We start from the raw sequence: 20550 nt of genomic DNA, 5'->3' as shown, positions 1-20550 counted from the left end.
CTACAGAGCTACAGCACACCTTGCACATACGGATCGTGTGGCTGATCGCTTGCTGAACCAGCAGTTTAACCCGATGGGTAAGAATCAAGTTTTTGGCGGGTGGTGTAACCTATATGAACGCTACCGAAACTGATGCAGGCTGTATCTATCTAGCGGTTGTGATGGATCTGTATTCGCGCCGCATAGTGGGTCGAGCCATCGACAAACGTATGACCGCCAGCCTATCACCCGGACTCTGATCAAAGCCTATAACCTCCGGCAGCTTGAGGCATGATTGCCTGTCCAAGGGATATCAAACGACACGGGATTATATGGAGCAGAATGTCGTAGCCTATATGAAGGATTGCAGCCTGGATCGGTGATCTGTTGCCGATGGAGTACGAGATAATTAGCAAATTAATGTGTCCGGTGTCGTTGGCTAGAAGAGTACCAGGGGCTACGTAAAAATGTCACTGAATTGGCCATTCAGAAGATGAGTTAATTTTCCGTTCAGGCTACAGGGGCTTACAATCTGCAGAGTTTTCAGTGCAGAACTTTTGAGCATAAGGATGTAGAATCTACCGTTAAATTTTGGATATCCAATTATCATGAAATTAAAAATTATTGAGTTATTTGGGTGAGTATGTGTCTGATATTTTAGGTTTGATAGGGCGTGATACGCCACTTTTTCATGATGATATTGCAATGAATGAAAATGAGTTGCAGCGCCATGTTGCTGCAAGTCGGTTTCTTGTTCTCGGCGGTGCTGGCTCAATAGGCCAAGCGGTAACCAAGGAAATTTTCAAGCGCAATCCCAGGAAATTACATGTTGTTGATATCAGCGAAAACAATATGGTTGAGCTGGTACGGGATATCCGTAGCTCGTTTGGCTATATCGACGGCGACTTCCAGACTTTTGCGCTGGATATCGGCTCGCTGGAGTACGATGCCTTTATCCAGGCGGACGGACAGTATGACTATGTATTAAATCTGTCTGCCCTAAAGCATGTACGCAGTGAAAAAGACCCTTTCACACTGATGCGTATGATTGATGTGAATGTGTTTAATACCGATAAAACCATTCAGCAATCGATTGATGCCGGTGTGAAAAAGTATTTCTGTGTTTCTACCGATAAAGCGGCTAATCCGGTCAATATGATGGGGGCGTCCAAGCGTATTATGGAAATGTTCCTGATGCGTAAAAGTGAGCAGATTGATATTTCAACCGCCCGCTTTGCCAATGTCGCCTTTTCTGATGGTTCCCTGCTGCACGGTTTTAATCAACGTATTCACAAACAGCAGCCGATTGTGGCACCTAACGATATCAAACGTTATTTTGTTACCCCGCAGGAATCCGGAGAACTGTGTCTGATGTCCTGTATTTTTGGTGACAACCGGGACATCTTTTTCCCTAAACTCAGTGAAGCGCTGCACCTGATAAGCTTTGCCGAAATTGCGGTTAAGTATCTGCAGCAGCACGGCTTTGAGCCCTATCTGTGTCAGGATGAAGATGAGGCCCGTGAGCTGGCCAAAACGTTACCGGCCAAGGGGCAGTGGCCTTGCCTGTTCACCAAAAGTGATACTACCGGTGAAAAAGATTTTGAAGAATTTTTTACCGACCGGGAAACGCTGGATATGAAGCGCTTTGAAAACCTCGGCATTATCAAAAATGAACCGGACTACGATAGTGATCTGTTGAAGCTATTTGAAACCGATATTGCGGCCATGAAACACCGGAAAAGCTGGACCAAAGACGAGATCGTAAAACTGTTTTTCAGAATGATTCCTGATTTTGGTCACAAAGAAACCGGCAAATACCTCGACAGTAAAATGTAACCGGAGCGCCAGTGATGAACCCAGAGCAGATCAGCGCTTTTATTCGTCAGTTGTATCAGAGTGATGACTTTATTCCTCTACATGCACCGACGTTTAACGGTAATGAAAAACGCTACGTCAGCGAAACCATCGACAGTACGTTTGTTTCCAGTGTGGGCCAGTTTGTTGACCAGTTTGAACAGGCCATTGAAGCTTTTACCGGCTGTGCCAAAGCCGTCGCCACAGTAAACGGCACCGCGGCACTGCATACCGCCCTTTATATGGCAGGTGTAAAACAGGGTGATCTGGTGATTACTCAGGCACTGACTTTTGTTGCCACCTGCAATGCGCTTTACCACATGGGCGCTGAGCCGGTTTTCTGTGATATTTCAGAGAAAAGTCTGGGGCTTTGCCCGAAGTCTGTGGATCAGTTTCTGAGCGAACAGGCGGCGCTGGATGCCCAAGGCTGCTACCACAAAACAACCGGCAAACGCATTAAAGCCGTAGTGCCTATGCATACCTTTGGTCATCCGGTTGAGCTGGATGAGCTGGTTACCGTTTGCCAAAAATGGCAGCTGACCCTGGTGGAAGATGCCGCAGAAAGTCTGGGTTCTTACTACAAAGGCCAGCACACAGGCACATTTTCAGACTATTCCGCCCTGAGCTTTAACGGTAACAAGGTTATCACTACAGGCGGCGGTGGTATGGTGCTGTGCCGGTCCCAGGATGCGGGGCAAAAAACCAAACATGTGACAACCACAGCCAAGGTGCCGCACCCTTATGAATTCTTTCATGATGAGCCCGGTTTTAATTACCGCATGCCCAACCTGAATGCCGCTTTAGGCTGTGCGCAAATGGAGGTTTTACCTCAGTTTTTGCAGCAGAAGCGCGAGCTTGCCAGCCGCTACGCCGACTTTTTTGCGGGCACGCCTTTCCGCTTTGTTCATGAGCCGGACTATGCCCGTTCCAACTACTGGCTGAATGCCATTATCTGCCCGGATCAGGACAGCCGTGAGCAACTGCTGCAGGAAACCAATGCGGCAGGGGTTATGACCCGGCCGGTTTGGCAGCTGATGCATCGTTTGCCTATGTTTGCTAATGCGTTGCGCGGCGACCTGAGCTACTCGGAATATATTGAAGCGCGTCTGGTTAACCTGCCCAGCTCACCTGTTACACCGCATACGGATTAAGCCGACTTTATGCAAAAAATAGCTGTTTTTACCGGTACCCGGGCTGAATACGGCCTGCTGTACTGGCTGCTGAAAGATATTCAGGATGACCCGGAGCTGCAGCTGCAGCTTCTGGTTTCCGGGATGCACCTGTCACCCGAGTTTGGCTGTACGTATCAGCAGATTGAAGCGGATGGTTTCCCTATTGATGAGAAAATTGAAATTCTGCTCTCATCCGATTCCGCTGTTGGCACAGCCAAAAGTATCGGCCTGGGCATTCTTGGCTTCAGTGATGCATTAACCCGGCTGGCCCCGGATCTGCTGGTGATTCTGGGGGATCGTTTTGAAGCTCTGGCTGCGGCTCAGACCGCGATGATACTGCGTATTCCTGTGCTGCACTTGCACGGTGGTGAGATTACAGAAGGCGCTTATGATGATGCGATTCGTCATGCCATCACCAAACTGAGTTATCTGCATGGCACCTCTACTGAAGTATACCGGCAGCGGGTGATTCAGCTGGGAGAAGACCCCAGGCGGGTGCAGAATGTTGGTGCGATTGGTCTGGATCATCTGAAGCGCGGTCATTTTATGTCGCCTGAAGAATTGTCTGCCTCACTGGCTTTCAACCTGCAGCAGCCTTACTTCCTGGTAACCTATCATCCGGTAACGCTGGCGGATGAGCCTGCCGAGGCCAGTTTTCAGGTGCTGCTGGCAGCGCTGGATGCCTTTCCGCACTATCAGGTTATTCTGACCTATCCCAATGCCGATGATGGTGGCCGGCAGATTATTCCTCTGCTGGAAGCCTATGCGGCCCGTCAGCCTGAGCGGGTATTGGCTATTCCATCGTTAGGGCAGGTGCGTTATCTCAGCGCCGTAAAACACGCGACAGCTGTGATAGGCAACTCATCCAGCGGCATTATTGAAGTGCCTGCTTTTGATGTGCCGACGGTTAATATCGGTGACCGGCAAAAAGGGCGCCTGGCAGCGAAAAGTGTTCTGCACACGTCAGCAGATACAGCGTCCATCATAGAGGGTATTCAGCAGGCCATCAGCCGGGCATATATTCAGCCCGGTGAGCAGATAGCGAACCCTTATGGTCAGGGCGATACTTCTGCCCGGGTACTGCAGATGATTAAATCCTGTCAGTTTGTACCGGGAAAAACCTTTTATGACCTGCCGCAAGTGGCAGTATCAGAACGGCAGGAGCGTGACAAATGACCCTGATTATTGCAGAGGCAGGTGTTAATCATAACGGTGATGAAGCGCTGGCCATACAGCTGGTGGAAGCCGCTCATACAGCAGGGGCTGACATTGTTAAGTTTCAGACCTTTAAAGCAAAAAACCTGGTTACAGAAACAGCCCGGCAGGCCGACTACCAAATAGCCAACAGTCAGAAACAGGAATCACAGCTGGCGATGCTGAGCCGTCTGGAATTGTCTTACCCGGCCCATCATCGCTTGATCAGCCGTTGTAACGAGCTGGGCATCGAGTTTTTGTCGACGGCATTTGACTCCGAAAGCCTGACCTTTCTGGTTGAGGATCTGGGGCTTAAACGGCTTAAAATTCCATCCGGTGAGCTGACCAATGCACCGCTGATTCTGGAGCATGCCCGTACAGGCTGCGAGCTGATTGTATCCACCGGGATGGCGTCTTTATCCGAAGTTGAAGCGGCACTGGCGGTTATCGCCTTTGGTTATACCCATGCGTCAGATGCTGAGCCCTGCTCTGAGGCCTTTGAGCAGGCCTACGCCAGTACTGAAGGACAGGCAGCTCTGCAGCAGAAGGTCACCCTGCTGCACTGTACAACAGAGTATCCGGCACCCGTTGAAGATATTAATCTGAAGGCCATGGATACCCTGAGCCAGACCTTTAAGCTTCCGGCAGGTTATTCAGATCACAGCGCAGGTATTGTGGTACCTGTAGCGGCGGTTGCCCGGGGTGCGGTGATTATTGAAAAACACTTCACGCTGGATCAAAACCTGCCCGGACCGGACCACAAAGCCTCTCTGGAGCCGGATGAACTGACTGCGATGGTTACCGCGATCCGCCAGACAGAAATGGCGCTGGGACACGGCCGGAAGGTTCCCGCACCCTCGGAGATCAAAAATAAAGCCGTTGCCCGAAAAAGTCTGGTTGCAGCCCGCCCTATTAAGGCTGGTGAGGTTTTCAGTGCTGATAATCTGGTCATTAAACGTCCCGGAGGCGGTATATCCCCCATGGAGTACTGGGCGATGCTGGGTAAAACAGCAGATCAGGACTACAGCGCCGGAGAGCTGGTTCGTGGCTGATACCGGAAAAAAACCTGTTGTGTTGATTGGCGGCGGCGGTCATGCCTCGGTTCTGGCAGACATTCTACTGCGCCAGAAACGGGAGATTCTAGCTGTCATCAGCCCGGACGACCTGAGTGAACGCGCGGTTTTTAGCGGCCTGAAACAATTATTGGCCGATCAGGATATCGGCCGTTTTTCACCGGATGAGATTGAACTGGTAAACGGTATCGGCATGATGCCGCACTCCGGGCTGCGAGAAAAATTGAACCGCTATTATCTGGAGCTTGGTTATTCTTTTGCCACGGTAGTGGCCGATAGTGCCGAGGTTTCACCCTTTGCGATACTTAAAGACGGGGTTCAGGTTTTACCCCAATCTCTTATCCAAGCAGGGGTAGTTGTTGGAGCTCACTCTATCATCAATAGCAAAGCCTTAATTGAGCATGATTGTATAATAGGAGAGTACAATCATATTGCTCCTGGATCTGTGCTTTGTGGTCAGGTAAAAACTGGTCATGGAGTATATGTGGGAGCAGGTGCAGTTGTGTTTCAGAACTTAAAAATTGCGGAATTGGCTATTGTTGCGGGGGGAGCAATACTGAGATCAGACCTTCCTAAAAGTTCGGTTATTTATCCTGCAAAATCCACATTAATAACAACCTAGTAATGAGTATTTGAACATGACACGAAGCTTTAACAGCGTGAAAGTTCTCCCAGAGGATACGATTCGGGATGCGCTTCAAATCATAAATAATGAAGCATTGCGGATCGCTCTGGTTGTTAATTCAGATGACGAATTGCTGGGCGTAATAACCGACGGTGATGTCAGGCGTGGTTTATTGAAGGGGAAGGGGCTTGAGGATTCTGCTGAAACTGTGATGAATCGCTCTCCGATAACTGCTGATATAGGGACATCTCGTCAGGCTCTAACGCAGAAAATGAATAAGCTTGACCTACTCGCTATTCCCATTGTGGATGGGAATAAGCTCGTTGGTTTGGAGACATTACACAGCGCATTGACTGAAAAGTCGATTAAAGAAAATCCTGTATTCTTAATGGCAGGTGGTTTTGGTACCCGTTTGCGGCCTCTGACAGATACCTGTCCAAAGCCAATGCTCAAGATCGGAGACAAACCTATTCTTGAGATTCTGATACGGCGCTTTATTGAGGCAGGTTTCTGTAATTTTTATATTTCGACGCACTATATGCCGGAGCTAATATCAGACCATTTTGGAGATGGTACCTCTTTAGGGGTGAATATTACCTATATCCATGAAGAAAGCCCCTTAGGTACTGGAGGGGCGCTTGGCCTACTGCCGGATGATCTGCCTCAGGATCTGCCGCTTATCATGATGAATGGCGATGTGCTCACAAAGGTGGACTTTGAGCGTCTGCTGGATTTCCATAATGAGCATAATGCTGATGCCACTATGTGCGTTCGAGAGTACGACTACCAGATTCCTTATGGTGTGGTGAATGGTGATGGTGGAAAAATTACCAGCATGGTAGAAAAGCCGATCCAACGTTTTTTCGTCAATGCTGGTATTTATGTCTTGTCATCGCATGTTGTGAATTCGGTAGCACACAATCAAAAAATCGATATGCCAACCCTGTTAGAACAGTACCGAGTGGCACGGGATAATATTCTGATGTTCCCTATCCATGAATACTGGCTTGATATTGGCCGCATGGATGACTTCAAACGGGCTCAGAATGATATTTACGGTTTAGGGCTGGATTGATGCAGAACGTTGCCGTTATAGGCTTGGGCAGTATCGCCAGGCGACACCGTAAAAATCTGAAGCAGCTTTACCCGGACTGTACTCTTTTTGCGATGTCTGCCAGCGGCCGACAGCCGGAACAGGCTATATCAGACTGCGATCAGCTGGTTGAAAGCGTTGACACCCTGATTGAGGGGAAAGCTGATCTGGTGATCGTCGCATCTCCTGCCCCTTTCCACGCACGACATGCACTGCCTCTGATTAGAGCGGGCATCCCGGTACTGATTGAAAAACCGCTGGTGACAGAAAGTGCGGATCTTGAAGCCCTGCTTCAGGCAAGTCAGTATTATCAGACTCCGGTAGCCGTTGGTTATTGTTTACGTTATCTGCCTTCAGCCCAAAAAATGCAGCAGTTGCTGCAGACTGAGACGATCGGCATGCTGTATAACGCCAGTATCGAGATTGGTCAGTACCTGCCGGACTGGCGCCCTGATAAAGACTTCAGAACAACGGTATCCGCCAAGGCTGAGCTGGGTGGTGGCGCCTTGTTTGAGTTGAGTCATGAGCTGGATTACAGCCGTTGGCTACTGGGTGAACTGGATATCAAAGCGGCTGTTTTACGCTCCTCAGAGGCGCTGCAGCTGGATGTCGAGGACTGCGTTGATCTGTTGGCGGTGTCTGAACAAGGGGTCGTCACATCGATCCATCTGGACTTTTTACAGCGGGCGGTGCACCGGCGCTGCCGCTTTACCGGAAGTTCAGGTTCTCTGGAGTGGGATCTGATAGAGAATAGTATCGCCTTCAGCGATCAGCACGGCAGTAAAATGCTCTATCAGGAACCGTGCTGGGATAAAAACCGCATGTATCTGGATATGATCCGGGATTTTGAAAACAAGGTGAACGGCAAAGAACATCAGTGTGTCAGTCTGGAAGATGCCGGAAAAACGATCACCCTGATCGAATCAATCAGACAGCATGCACAAGCAGGATCTGCGACACCATGAAAAATATCGCGTTCATTTTCGCCCGCGGTGGCTCAAAAGGCTTGCCGGGGAAAAACATCAAACCCTTAAAGGGCAAGCCGTTACTGCAATACTCCATCGATACCGCTCTGGCGTGTCCATCGATAGATCAGGTGTTTGTCTCCACCGATGATAAAGAGATTGCCGCTGTGGCAGAAAGTGCCAGTGCTCAGGTCATTAACCGCCCTGCAGAGCTGGCCAGTGATACCAGTCCGGAGTGGTTCTCATGGCGTCATGCCATCGAGTGGGTCAGACAGCATCACGGTGCGTTTGAGCATTTTGTCAGCCTGCCGGCAACAAGCCCCTTACGGGCCGTGGAAGATGTTGAAGCGGCATTAACGCAGTGCCGCTATCAACAGGCTGATATCTGTATCAGTATCACACCGGCCAGTCGCAGCCCTTTTTTTAATATGGTGAAAAAAGACCCGCAGGGCTATCTGAGTCTGGTCAACCCGCCATCAGGCGAGGTCAGCCGACGCCAGGATGCACCTGAAGTCTTTGATATCACCACGGTTGTTTATGTGGCCCGGCCGGATTTTATCCTGCAGAACATGGGGATCTTCTCCGGAAAAGTGGTCAGTGTGGAAGTACCTAAAGCCAGAGCTGTTGATATTGATGACATTTACGACTTCAGACTGGCAGAAGCCATTTTAGCGGAGCATGACAAGTAATATGGAAAACCTTCTGAACAATAAACATATCCTGGTTGCCGGTGCCGGTGGTTTATTAGGTTGTCAGCTTACCGCTGCGTTACTTGAACAGGGCGCAAACGTAATCGCTGCCGATATTGACCCGGAAGCACTGCAGCATCGCCTGAATGACAAGGGGGTTGACTGCGAAAGCCCGCAGCTTACCTGCATAACGCTGGATATTACCGATGAAAAAGCCGTTAAAAACTGGTTTGCAAGCTGTAGTCCGCTTGATGGTGCAGTCAACACGACCTACCCAAGAAACAAAACCTATGGCGCGCATTTTTTTGATGTAACGCTGGCAAGTTTTAATGAGAACCTCTCACTACATCTGGGCAGTGCTTTTCTGTTCAGCCAACAGTGTGCGGCTTATTTCAGCGAGCATCAGCGACCTTTTTCTTTGGTGAATATCGCCTCAATCTACGGTGTTGTCGCACCCAAGTTTGATGTTTATAACAACACACCCATGACCATGCCGGTAGAGTACGCCGCAATTAAGTCAGCACTTTTACACCTGAACAAGTATATCGTTGCTTATGTTAATGACAGCCGGTTCCGTATTAACTGTGTCAGCCCAGGTGGAATCTTTGACCACCAGCCGGAAGCTTTTCTGCAGGCTTATAAGGGGCATACTCATGGTGCAGGTATGCTGGATGTATCCGAAATAATTGGATCTGTCTTATTCTTGATGTCAGAGCAATCAAGATATGTGACAGGTCAGAATATTGTTGTCGATGATGGCTTTTCCCTCTAGAGATAAACGTATGCGAATTGCTCTTGTTATGACTCATGCTAAGGTCCACAACCAAATAGGAGGTGCGACCAGGCTGTTTTTTGAGATGGCATCTGAAATGACCATCAGAGGCTTTCAGGTTGATGGCTTTTACTCTGATGCGTCCCCTGGAATGCCTTTGTTTAATACGCATGAAAAATGCGGCATCAAAAACTTGGCATTCAATCCTAGCTTAAACTTATCTGTAGTAAAGCTTTGGAGAAAAATTTTCAGGTTTCCATGTAAGCTTAAAATAATAAAAACTAACATTGATCCTTTGCGTAGCTTCTATCAAAAAAATGTTGGTCATTTACTTAGAGAGCGCTTAGTTGGGTTGAGTTATGACCTCTTTGTGGCTTTCAATTATGCTGATGTAGTGTCTCTTCTCTATGCGGGAATACCGAAAGAAAAAATTGTAGCGATGTGCCATACAGACCCAAGTAGAGTTATTCCTACTTTGTCTAATTATGAAAAAAAATGTTGGTATAGTGTCAGGGCGATGCATTATTTATTACCAAAATTTAAGGAATCGTTTCCTAGTTATTTAGAGCCCAAGCTTTTTTGCCTGCCAAACCCTGTTAAACAACAACACAGTCAGTCAGACTTGAGTTCTAAAAATATGGTTTATCTTGCACGTGTGGAGAAGAATAAAAGGCCGCACCTTATCGTTGATGCAATAAGTAAAATAGACAAAGAAATGCTAAATGGGTGGAATGTTTTAATCTTTGGTGGCTTTCCAAATAATCGATATAAAATGAAGGTTGAATCTGCTATCAAGAGTTGTGGTCTAACTGACGTGGTTCATTTGATGGGTGTTACGAGAGATCCTCAAAATGAGCTGATAAATGCATCTATATGTCTATTTCCTTCTGCATTTGAAGGATTCGGATTAGGGCTAGCTGAAGCTATGGCTCTAGGTCTGCCTGCTGTAGGCTTTGAAAATTGTAGTGGTGTGAATCAATTAATAGAAGATGGACGGAATGGAATTTTGTGCCATGATGTTTCTGAATTTTCTTATGCTATAAAACAACTTGTATCTGATGAAAATTTAAGAGCCAGAATGGGAGCGTGTGCTAAAGAATCAATGAAAAAATACGCGAATGATATTGTTTGGGATAGCTGGAGAGAAAAATTGATTTCTCTCCACGAATAAAAATGGTTTCTACTATTTAAGTTGTTCAAGCAGGAGTTTGTAAATCCTTTCTTCTTTCTCAGAGTTGCCAGCTTTAATTAGTTCTATTTTAGTCTCAGGGAATAACATCTTAAGCGTAAATAACGCAGTAGAACATAGCCCTATGATTCTAGCAGGTTTTTTTCCTCTTCTGAGCAATTCAACCTCGATCGGCATGCTAAATTCAGCGTAGGATACATTTGTCTCATCTTTGATTCTTTTTGTAAGTTGAGCACTCTCAGTGCGATGAGGAATATAAATTACTTCTTCATCGCTTTTTTGCGTACAATCTTTGATTAATTTGATGTACGAATCGCCGTCGAGCCTGTTTTTTTCGTCAATGTTTCCTTGACCAATAAATACAATGACATCTTGCTCTTTCTTTGATGAGTAAATATTTTTTAGCTCAAGGAGATTGTTTTTTACTATCTGGTGCTCATTTTTTTTAGGAGTCTCGATATCGAAAATTGAAAATAGTATTGTATTTTCGAAAAATGGAATATTGCCAACAGGTCTGACCCCATTCATTTTTAGAACAAGGTCTGACAGTTTTTTTCTTCTGGAAATAGTTTTTTTGGGTTCTATAAAGTCTTCCCAGTCAAAAAGGGTCATGGTCCCATCGTCAAAATAAACATGTCTTTCAGCTGGGATGTTTTTCTTGATTAATTGCTGTATGAGCTTCGAGTATTCTGAATAGTATATAGTTTCTATTGGCTCTTTTTTTTTGATCTCTTTAATTGCTTTTGAAATGTTTTTTGTTCTGTTTTTTCTTGAGGTTTCTATAATTAACTGCCAATCATCAGTTTCAGAAATAAGCTGGTAGACTTGTTTTTTTTCCTTTTTAGTGCTACCTGTTATGTAGAGGAGAATATTGTTAGTTGCCTTGAAGGCATGGCGAGCCTCATTAGCACATATATATTGAAATGGAGATGTTACAATAAACAGGTTCACTTTAACTCCAGGAAACTTTCTCGGATAAAAAATATGTCAAATAGGTGAAAGCAACAGTTTGCTCATTGAACAGCGGTGCATCCGTGAGCGATGCAACTAAAATTGGAAAAACTGAGATTAGAAGAAATGCTGATCCAGCCCTTTTCTTAAAGTAAAAGTAAAATGGTAAGAAAAATATTAATGTAAATGAGATTAAGCCTAAAAGACCAAACTGTGCAGTATTTTGTAGTAGTTGGTTATGCAAGTGGACAGCTTTAGCACGTTTGGCATATTGTGGTTTATGCTCTTTAAGCAACGAGTGAATAATATCTGGAAGATCTCTACCCACTCCATATGGGAAATTATCTTTTATGACTTCGAGGCTGAGAATCCATATTGTTAATCTAAAATCAGCGTTGAAATCAAGTCCATAATCAGGAAAAACTATTTTTTTGTCTGCAGCTTTTCCAGCGGTAGCTGTTTTCATTAAGAAACCCAGTTCGCTGGTGTTATGAATGACGACGTCTTCAGTGACTGATTGGTATTTATTTTTAGATATTGTTCTTTCAAATCTTTCTTTTATACCGCTGCTAGTTAACAATATAGCGATTAATGCTGAGCCAATTATTGCTGGTAGCAATATTTTTTGTTTTTCAATTTTCAAAATTATCAATGTCAGCAGGATGCCGAGAATCAGAGCGATTGAGGTTCCTCTTGTTTTTGCTTCTATCGTTGCAAAGAGAAAGAGAAAAGTTGAAACAAAAAGTAGAGCTCTATATCCCTTCTTGCTCTCGATGAACGTTAGGTAGAAACAAACACTCATTAGTGAACCTGTCATAGTCGAGTATATTATGACGTTAGTTTCCCAGCCCCTACCCTTGTCTGAGTTGAGTTGGGCATAAGTTGCAGCAGCCACAGCAGAAATAAGAATTATTATTAATATGGATTTCTTCTTTATTTTATTGTCAATCTTTATGAATGAAAGCAGTGTAAATCCAAGTAGTATCCTAAGGTGGCTTGTACTGAAATTGGTTGTTAACTTAAGAATGATGGAGATGATTAATAAGGCTAAAAGAGTGTTAGCTATTGCATTCGCTTCGAATGTTTCTTTTTTATGGATCAGAGCTGAAATTATAGTTGTAACTAGTGCTAGCTCCATTATTTCTCGGTGGCTTCCCACGATTAAAAAGTTCACTGTGATGGTATATAGCGAAATAAATAGAAATGCCAATGATATAATATTTTCCCTAGCAATTTTTGCTAGGTCAGTAAATAGATGCATAGTTTCGGCAAGACTCCGTTATCTCTAATTATTTAGATGGTGTTTCACGTATTTTATAGCAATTACTCTCAATACATCGTTACCGTATAACTTATTTTGACCAGTCTAAGGTGATGCGCATGAATAGCATTTTTCTCCCGAAGGAAGTGAAGCCTATGAGGTGTCCATTCACATGTCAATTGTGTGGCTCAATCCTGTGAAGTATTCGATGTGAAGCAATGTCTAACATCTATGCTGCAGACGGGAGTAGATGAAATAGGTAAAATCCTCAAACAGTTACTCTGAGGATTCATGAGTTTACTGTAACGGTCAGTCCCAAAATTAAGGCAGAAATGACATGGTAAAGCAACGCCCTGAAAACGTAAGCGGTATCGCTCTGGCTAAACGTCTGGGTTTTTATTTTCTTCTAGGCATGTATATGCTGGTCGCACCTTTGGCTATTTACACCGATATGGTGGTACTGCAGCAGGAAATCTCGGAAACATCCCTGACGGAAATTCTGCAGGAAAGTTTTTTGCTGCTCAGCCTGATGTTTTACCTTGTGCTTTACGGTCAGCTTAAAGTAGCACGCCCATTTTGGGCTCTGGTGGCTGCTTTTTATGGTGTGTTGTTTATTCGTGAACTGGATATGTTCTTGGATGTGATCAGCCATGGCTTCTGGAAGTATCCGGCACTTCTGGTTGCCGCAGCCGGGATCTATATCGGCCTGAAAGGCTGGCAGCAGACCCGTCGCGAGCTCTACTGCTTTTTGGAAACTCCCGGTGGAGTATTTACCGCTTTTGGCGTACTGCTGGTGCTGTTTTTTAGCCGTCTGTTTGGTTCCTCCAAAATATGGGAGCCGATTATGCAAGAGAACTACTTGGATATTTATAAAGCCGCGATTCAGGAAGGCATTGAACTGTATGGCTATTCGATCATTTTCGTCGGTTCTCTACTAACTCTGATCAGGTATCTGAAAAATAAAGAGGTTTCTGATGAAACAGCCTAAGTTATTCTTTTTCCTGAGTGCAATTTTTGAGTCCTGGTACCGTTCCAAATGCCCTCTGGATATTGAAAAAGAGTTTGCTGCTCTGTCAGAGACAGATAAACAATATGTTCTGGATCGGGTTAATTACTGTATCAAGCTGGATAGCCCTTTTGATTGTGAAATGGAAACTACCATTGGAACCTTCAAGCGGGGCAAAGGCAGCGCTTATTATTATGACCTGAAGCGTCATCTGGCTAACTTTAATAAACAGCTGGGTTTTAATTATCTGTTTGGCGATATTACGCATGTACCCGATAAACCCAGTTTTATCAAAAGCCGTCCGGTTGGTGATGATAACCAGAACTCTGTGATGCTGAAGCTCGACAGTCATCGTCACTTCCGCTTTTATGATGACCCTTATTCTTTTGAAGAGAAAAAAGATCTGGCGGTCTGGCGCGGTAACTCACCACAGCCGCACCGCCGGGCGTTTGTGGAAAAGTTCTGCCAGCACCCTATGTGCGATGTGGGTACTGTTGAAGCGGAGCATGAAGGTAAGGTTATCCATAAACCTTTTATGACCATCCAGGATCAGATGAAGTACAAGTTTATTGTCAGTCTGGAAGGTTATGATGTTGCCACAAACCTGAAATGGCTTATGGCAACAAACTCGGTTGCTGTGATGCCGGAACCAAAATTTGAAACTTGGTTTATGGAAGGTTGCCTGATACCGGATTATCACTACATCAGAATCCGTTCAGACTATTCCGATCTCGAAGAAAAGCTGAACTACTATTTGGAATTCCCGGAAAAAGCCAAAGAGATTGTTGCCAATGCTAACGCCTATGTTGCGCGTTTCCGTGACCTAAAAATGGAGCGTCTGGTTTTTCTGATGGTTCTACAAAAATATTTTAAATTAGCTCGAAAGCTTCAGGTGAATTAAATGAAAATTTTTGTATTGAGCCTTCTACGTTCTGTTGAACGACGGGAAACCGTAAGCAAAGTAATGGCCGATCATGGGCTGGATTTTGAGTTTATCGATGGTGTTGATGGTAAAGAGGGAAGCCACCCTCTGTTAAAAAAGTTTAAACCTAATAAGTTTCTTGTGCGTCATGGTCGCCCATCAAACCCAGGCGAAGGCGGTTGTTATGCCAGTCATTACCTAGCTTGGGAAAAATGCATCGAGTTGGATGAGCCTATTATCGTCTTCGAGGATGATTTCTTTCTGCGTGAGTGTGTTTATGACGTTTTTGCTAAAGCCGAAACTTTGGTGAAGCGTTATCCTTTTATCCGTCTTGAAGATAACGGCCCTATTCTGCAGAAAGTGGTTGATGATACCGAAGGTTTCGAACTGGTTAAGTTTCTGAAAATTCCTCAGCGGGCAACCTGCTATGCGCTGTCTCCTGTAGCGGCAAAAGCTTTTGTCCGTCACAGTAAAGAGTTTGTTTACCCGGTGGATGTTTTTTTCCGCCATCAGAATCTTCACCGGATACCATTTTACGGTTTGTCGCCCCGTCCGGTAGCACCCGCAGATCCTGCTGGCGACAACTCCGAAATCGGTAATCGCCATAGGGATAAGGGGCCAGCTTGGTGCAAGCTGACCAAGCTGATTTTTAAAATCAAGAACCTTTTCCTTAATATCATGACCAATATCTATCACGAGATCAGAGGTTATTAATCCTCTGTAGTTTCTAGAAAGCCAGTGATAGAGAATATTTTGACCTTTTGTAGACAGCAAGATGGGCCTATCTAGTTTATGAACCTTTTTGAAACACGGCAGAATAAAGTACTCGTTGTGGGCGATGTAATGCTGGATAAGTACTGGTATGGCTCAACCGAGCGCATCTCCCCTGAGGCACCTGTGCCGATTGTTAAAGTAAAGTCCAACGATACTCGTGCCGGCGGTGCAGCCAATGTCGGTCTCAACCTGTCAGCTCTGAAGGTTCAGGCAGATGTTGTCGGTATAGTTGGTGATGACGGTGAGGGTAAAGAGCTGACAGACCTGCTTGATAAAGGGCAGGTCACGGCGCGCTTTGTACAGTCGGCGGATAAACCAACAATTACGAAACTGCGTATCATGAGCCGCCATCAGCAGCTTCTTCGCCTTGATCAAGAGGAAACTTTTTCATCGAGGGATGCGCTTGCCCTGAATGATGAGGCGCTGGCTCAGGTTGATTCAGTGGCTGTAGCGGTGCTTTCAGATTATGCCAAGGGCTCCCTTTCGGCGATCCATCCTCTAATCGAAACTTTCAGACAGAGAAAAATTCCTGTGCTGGTTGACCCCAAAGGCACAGATTTCAGTCGTTATCGCGGTGCGACACTGCTGACACCTAATATGTCTGAGTTTGAAGCGGTTGTTGGGGCGTGCGCTAATGAAGAAGATGTTGTTCATAAAGCAATGACCCTTCTGGATGATCTGAATCTTGCTGCTTTGCTTGTAACCCGAAGTGAAAAGGGTATGACTCTCTTTCAATCGGAAAAAGATCCAGTCTATTTTGCGGCCAATGCTAAAGCTGTGTTTGATGTTACCGGTGCTGGAGACACGGTAATTGCAACTCTGGCTGCGGGTATTGCTGGCGGTCTCGGCCTTGAGCATGCCGTAGAAATTGCCAATATTGCTGCTGGTATCGCTGTATCTAAACTCGGGACAGATACAGTTTCTCTTGCCGAGCTTAATGCAGAGCTAGCGAATCATTCGGGCCTTGAGCAGCAGAAAGTTATTAGTGAGTCATCCCTGATTCAGTCGCTCAAAGCGGCAAAGCAAAGAAATGAAAAAATTGTATTCACCAATGGTTGCTTCGATATTTTGCACCCCGGGCATGTAAGTTATCTTTCGGCTGCCAGAAAACTAGGCGATAAACTCGTCGTTGCGGTTAACTCTGATGCCTCAGTATCAAGACTTAAAGGTCCCTCAAGACCGATTAATGATCTTGAACATCGTATGCATGTGCTGGGGGGGCTGGCCTCCGTGGATTGGGTCGTGCCCTTCGAAGAGGATACCCCTGCACGGATTATTGCTGAGCTGGTTCCGGATGTGCTGGTCAAAGGCGGCGATTACAAATTAGAAGATATTGTTGGTGCGGATACTGTCATAAGTGCCGGTGGCGAAGTGAAAGTACTGAATTTTGAAGACGGCTTTTCCACTACGGGCATCATCGAAGCTGCTCATCAATCAAGTCTTAAGCGATAAAAGGATCATCTGATGGATTTAACAAATGTTCAGCTGAACGATTGGACTGACGTAGCACTGCAATGGGCTGACAAAGTTTGGCCAGCGCTCTTGCTGTTGATAGTGGGTTTGTGGCTCGTTAAGCGAGTAAAAAATGTTCTCGTCAGACTGCTGCAGAAGAAAAATATGGATGAGGCCGCTGCCAGCTTTATTGGGCAGATAGCACACAGCGTACTGCTCATTATTCTCTTTATTGCAGTATTGAGTGAGATTGGCGTTGATACGACCTCCTTGATTGCGGCATTGGGTGCTGCAGGTCTGGCTGTTGCATTAGCTCTGAAAGGGTCTATGGAGAATCTTGCCGCTGGCATCCTGTTGGTATCGCAGAGGCCCTTTAAGAAAGGCGACTTTGTAGAAGGAGCTGGTGTATCCGGCAGCGTTGAAAAGATAACCATGCTGAATACTTGTCTTAAGACGCCTGATAACAAGTTGATCGTGGTGCCAAACTCTTCTTTAGTTAACGGCAATCTGACAAATTTTTCAGCTAACCCGACCCGACGTCTGGATCTGATTGTTGGAGTTAGCTATAGCGATGATATTCGTCTGGTCAAAGAAACTCTGAAAGAAATAATTGCTGGCGAGCCTCGCGGTAAAACTGATCCCGAACCTCTGATAGCTGTTAGTGAGTTAGCAGATAGCTCGGTTAACTTTACCGTTCGAGTCTGGGTGGATGCCGCCGATTACTGGCCCACCAAGTTTGATCTGAATGAGAAGATTAAACTGACTTTCGATGAGAAGGGGATTTCGATTCCGTTCCCTCAGCGCGATGTGCATCTTTATCAGCACAGCGAATAAAATGATAGAAAGGCGGCCTCGGTCGCCTTTTTTCATTTGGGTAAATATCTAGCTTAAATGGGCTCTGATATACTCTGCGCAATTTTCAGAGATTAGTATCCTCACAGGCAGGTTCATGAAAGAAATTATCCTTATCAACATTTCAGGCGTCGATAAGCCGGGTCTTACTTCATCCATTACTGACATTCTTGCAGGATATGGCGTAAATATTCTGGATATTGGCCAGGCTGTTATTCACGATACTTTGTCGCTTGGTGTCTTGGTGCATATTCCTGAGGAGTCAGAGTCATCTCCGGTTTTAAGAGATGTGCTTTTTAAGGCACATGAACTTGGTGTAAATATCCGTTTTACTCCTGTAGCGGAAGATAGCTATGGGCATTGGGTCGAAGGGCAAGGTAAAAATCGTTTTATTGTTACTCTGCTGGCGCGACAGATCACCGCTGAGCATATTGCTCGTGTGACAGGGGTCGTAGCGGGTAATGATCTGAATATTGATCGTATCAACAGGCTCTCAGGTCGAATCCCGCTTCGCGCTATTTCCGAACAAAGTCGTGCCTGTGTAGAGTTCTCTGTGCGAGGCGACCCGGAAAATCCAGCAAAGATCCGCGAGGAGTTCCTGAGCCTAGCTAATGAGTTGAGCGTCGATATTTCGTTCCAGGAAGATAACGTTTTCCGTCGTAATCGCCGCTTGGTGGTATTTGATATGGACTCCACTCTGATCGAAGCGGAAGTGATTGATGAGCTGGCTAAAGCTGCAGGAGTTGGTGAGCAAGTTTCTGAAATTACAGAAAGTGCAATGCGAGGTGAGATTGATTTTACAGAAAGCTTCAAACGTCGCGTCGCTCTGCTGAAGGGGCTGGATGAAAGTGTGCTCAGTGGTATCGCTGAAAACCTGAAAATCACCGAAGGTGCGGAAAAGTTAATTTCTACGCTGAGCGCACTTGGGTATACCACGGCAATTCTTTCTGGTGGGTTCACATACTTTGGCGAGTACCTTCAGAAGAAGTTGGGTATCGACTACGTTCATGCGAATGAGCTTGAGATCAAAGATGGCAAGGTTACAGGTAATGTTACTGGTATCGTTGTTGATGGTGAGCGTAAAAAAGAGTTACTGAAGCAGATTGCCGCAGATGAAGGTGTACGCCTTGAGCAAACCATAGCAGTGGGCGATGGCGCGAACGACCTGCCAATGCTGGGGACTGCGGGGCTGGGTATTGCGTTCCGTGCTAAGCCAATTGTAAAAGAAAGTGCCAAGCATGCGTTATCCAACCTTGGCTTGGATGCTATTCTTTATTTGATTGGGTACAGTGATCGAGATCTGAGCTAAATCTTTTGTCGGTAGGGCTCGGATCACATGGATTTGTGAATGTGGCGAGCCCCGTCCGCAGGAGGTGTTATGAAGATCGTTGTTATAGGTTTGGGATATGTAGGTTTGTCTAGCGCCTTGCTTATCTCGCAAAAATATCCGGTAGTTGCTGTCGATAACAATACGCAGCGTGTGGAAGCAATCCAAAACAAAAAATCCCCTTTTGTTGACAGTGAAATTGAGCAATTCCTCTTACTTGATAATCCACTGCTTTTAGTTGCTGACGATACTAAAGCTGCGATAGACGATGCTGATTACATCATTATCGCGACCCCGACGAATTATGATGAAGAGACGAATTATTTTGATACTTCCACGGTAGATAGCGTAATTCGTGACGTACTTGATCAAGGTTTTCGCGGCACTATTGTCATCAAATCCACAATCCCGGTTGGTTACACGGAAAAGAAAAAGAAAGAGTTAGATTTCGAAGGAATTATTTTTTCCCCTGAATTTTTGAGGGAAGGTAAGGCTCTGTACGACAATCTATACCCGTCTAGAATTATCGTTGGCGCAGAGACAGAACAAGCTAAACAGTTTGCTTCAATGCTTCAAAGTTGTGCTCACAAAAGTGATGTTCAGGTAATGTTGTGTTCTTCAACAGAGGCTGAGGCTATCAAGCTCTTCTCCAACACATACCTAGCGATGCGAATAGCATTTTTCAATGAGCTAGACACCTATGCAATGATGGAGAGTTTAAGCACCGAACAGATTATTAAGGGTGTTGGCCTCGATCCTAGAATTGGAGTGCATTACAACAATCCATCCTTTGGCTATGGTGGTTACTGCCTACCTAAAGATACGAAACAGCTGTTGGCTAACTTTAAAGGTGTTCCGAACAATATTATCGGAGCAATTGTTGACGCCAATAACACACGCAAGGAAACGATCGCAGAGGCAATAATGGATCGCTGCCCTGATGGGGTGATTGGAATCTACAAGCTGGCAATGAAGAAAGGATCTGACAACTTCAGATCGTCTGCTATTGTTGAAGTTATGGAAAAGATCAAGGATCAGGAGCGGAAGTTGTTGGTGTTTGAACCTTCACTAAATGAAGGCGAGTTTCAGCAGGTTGAGGTTGAATCGGATATAAAAGCTTTTAAAGCGCGTGTTAGTTTGATTGTGACTAACCGAATAGAGAGTGAGCTAGAAGATGTTCAGGATAAAGTTTTCACAAGAGATATATTCCAAAGTGATATTTAATCTGACTGGTCTTGTTCCGTAGAAGAAAAGCCCGACACCGCTAGGTGTCGGGCTTTTTTGTGCCTGTCGTTTGTTGTGCTGTAGCCCCCGTGTTTGCAGAGGCTTGGCTGCATCGTTTTGAAAATATTCAGTTTTTTTGAAACTTTTTTACTTTATTTTCAGTTTAGGGGTTGTGC

20 protein-coding genes are annotated in these 20550 nt (G+C 45.5%); 18 read left to right on the top strand and 2 right to left on the bottom strand.

Annotated elements, in window-relative coordinates; translation table 11 throughout:
- The first annotated feature begins 113 nt into the window (after positions 1-113).
- The 11 genes from BV405_RS18065 (at position 114) to BV405_RS17355 (ending at position 10587) form a co-directional block, all read left to right on the top strand.
- Positions 114-239: a transposase family protein gene (locus BV405_RS18065; RefSeq protein ID WP_140054652.1), complete on the top strand. Its 126-nt coding sequence runs from the start codon at positions 114-116 to the stop codon at positions 237-239.
- 385 nt (positions 240-624) lie between these two features.
- Positions 625-1815 carry a UDP-N-acetylglucosamine 4,6-dehydratase gene (locus BV405_RS17400; RefSeq protein WP_086482167.1) on the top strand — a complete coding sequence of 397 codons (1191 nt, stop codon included), beginning with the start codon at positions 625-627 and terminating at the stop codon, positions 1813-1815.
- Between the two features lie 14 nt (positions 1816-1829).
- A complete protein-coding gene (locus BV405_RS17395; protein WP_086482166.1) occupies positions 1830-2984 on the top strand; it encodes a LegC family aminotransferase in 1155 nt (384 codons plus the stop codon).
- Between the two features lie 9 nt (positions 2985-2993).
- Complete coding sequence (gene neuC / locus BV405_RS17390; protein ID WP_086482165.1) at positions 2994-4181, top strand: UDP-N-acetylglucosamine 2-epimerase; 1188 nt, start codon at positions 2994-2996, stop codon at positions 4179-4181.
- Positions 4178-5251 (top strand): N-acetylneuraminate synthase, encoded by a 1074-nt coding sequence (gene neuB, locus BV405_RS17385; RefSeq protein ID WP_086482164.1) that lies wholly within the window; start codon positions 4178-4180, stop codon positions 5249-5251. Before neuC ends, neuB begins: the two co-directional genes overlap by 4 nt.
- Complete coding sequence (locus BV405_RS17380) at positions 5244-5894, top strand: acetyltransferase (protein WP_086482163.1); 651 nt, start codon at positions 5244-5246, stop codon at positions 5892-5894. The genes neuB and BV405_RS17380 overlap by 8 nt, the downstream gene beginning before the upstream one ends.
- 16 nt (positions 5895-5910) lie before the next feature.
- The gene (locus tag BV405_RS17375) at positions 5911-6972 is read left to right on the top strand and encodes a nucleotidyltransferase family protein (protein ID WP_086482162.1); all 1062 of its coding nucleotides are present in this window, start codon (positions 5911-5913) and stop codon (positions 6970-6972) included.
- On the top strand, positions 6972-7955 hold the full coding sequence (locus BV405_RS17370; protein WP_086482161.1) for a Gfo/Idh/MocA family protein: 984 nt from the start codon (positions 6972-6974) through the stop codon (positions 7953-7955). The genes BV405_RS17375 and BV405_RS17370 overlap by 1 nt, the downstream gene beginning before the upstream one ends.
- Positions 7952-8644: an acylneuraminate cytidylyltransferase family protein gene (locus BV405_RS17365; RefSeq protein ID WP_086482160.1), complete on the top strand. Its 693-nt coding sequence runs from the start codon at positions 7952-7954 to the stop codon at positions 8642-8644. The genes BV405_RS17370 and BV405_RS17365 overlap by 4 nt, the downstream gene beginning before the upstream one ends.
- A gap of 1 nt (position 8645) precedes the next feature.
- Positions 8646-9416, top strand: a complete 771-nt coding sequence (locus tag BV405_RS17360; protein ID WP_086482159.1) for an oxidoreductase — start codon at positions 8646-8648, stop codon at positions 9414-9416.
- Positions 9417-9426: 10 nt separating this feature from the next.
- On the top strand, positions 9427-10587 hold the full coding sequence (locus BV405_RS17355) for a glycosyltransferase (protein ID WP_176330216.1): 1161 nt from the start codon (positions 9427-9429) through the stop codon (positions 10585-10587).
- Between the two features lie 12 nt (positions 10588-10599).
- Here the strand turns inward: BV405_RS17355 and BV405_RS17350 are convergent, their stop codons facing one another.
- Positions 10600-11556, bottom strand: coding sequence for a glycosyltransferase family 52 (locus BV405_RS17350; protein WP_086482157.1), 957 nt, complete (start codon positions 11554-11556; stop codon positions 10600-10602).
- Position 11557: 1 nt separating this feature from the next.
- Positions 11558-12817 (bottom strand): O-antigen ligase family protein, encoded by a 1260-nt coding sequence (locus tag BV405_RS17345; RefSeq protein WP_086482156.1) that lies wholly within the window; start codon positions 12815-12817, stop codon positions 11558-11560.
- A gap of 337 nt (positions 12818-13154) precedes the next feature.
- On the opposite strand from BV405_RS17345, the gene BV405_RS17340 reads away from it, so the two are divergent.
- The 7 genes from BV405_RS17340 to BV405_RS17310 all read left to right on the top strand — a co-directional run bounded on the left by BV405_RS17340 (position 13155) and on the right by BV405_RS17310 (position 20374).
- Entirely contained in the window at positions 13155-13805 is a 651-nt protein-coding gene (locus BV405_RS17340; RefSeq protein WP_086482155.1) for a hypothetical protein, read from the top strand.
- The gene (locus BV405_RS17335) at positions 13792-14724 is read left to right on the top strand and encodes a glycosyl transferase family 90 (protein ID WP_086482154.1); all 933 of its coding nucleotides are present in this window, start codon (positions 13792-13794) and stop codon (positions 14722-14724) included. The genes BV405_RS17340 and BV405_RS17335 overlap by 14 nt, the downstream gene beginning before the upstream one ends.
- The gene (locus tag BV405_RS17330; RefSeq protein ID WP_086482153.1) at positions 14725-15459 is read left to right on the top strand and encodes a glycosyltransferase family 25 protein; all 735 of its coding nucleotides are present in this window, start codon (positions 14725-14727) and stop codon (positions 15457-15459) included. It begins immediately after the preceding gene.
- Positions 15460-15537: 78 nt separating this feature from the next.
- Positions 15538-16971, top strand: coding sequence for a bifunctional D-glycero-beta-D-manno-heptose-7-phosphate kinase/D-glycero-beta-D-manno-heptose 1-phosphate adenylyltransferase HldE (gene hldE, locus BV405_RS17325; protein ID WP_086482152.1), 1434 nt, complete (start codon positions 15538-15540; stop codon positions 16969-16971).
- Positions 16972-16983: 12 nt separating this feature from the next.
- On the top strand, positions 16984-17805 hold the full coding sequence (locus BV405_RS17320; RefSeq protein WP_176330215.1) for a mechanosensitive ion channel family protein: 822 nt from the start codon (positions 16984-16986) through the stop codon (positions 17803-17805).
- Positions 17806-17920: 115 nt separating this feature from the next.
- On the top strand, positions 17921-19132 hold the full coding sequence (gene serB, locus BV405_RS17315; protein ID WP_086482150.1) for a phosphoserine phosphatase SerB: 1212 nt from the start codon (positions 17921-17923) through the stop codon (positions 19130-19132).
- 69 nt (positions 19133-19201) lie between these two features.
- Positions 19202-20374, top strand: a complete 1173-nt coding sequence (locus BV405_RS17310) for a nucleotide sugar dehydrogenase (protein ID WP_086482149.1) — start codon at positions 19202-19204, stop codon at positions 20372-20374.
- The last annotated feature ends 176 nt before the right edge of the window (positions 20375-20550 follow it).

This window comes from Oceanospirillum sanctuarii (genome assembly GCF_002150805.1).
Classification (GTDB): Bacteria; Pseudomonadota; Gammaproteobacteria; order Pseudomonadales; family Halomonadaceae; genus Oceanospirillum; species Oceanospirillum sanctuarii.
Note: the sequence above shows the minus strand (reverse complement) of the source record. Positions and strands in the feature narration are given on the sequence as shown.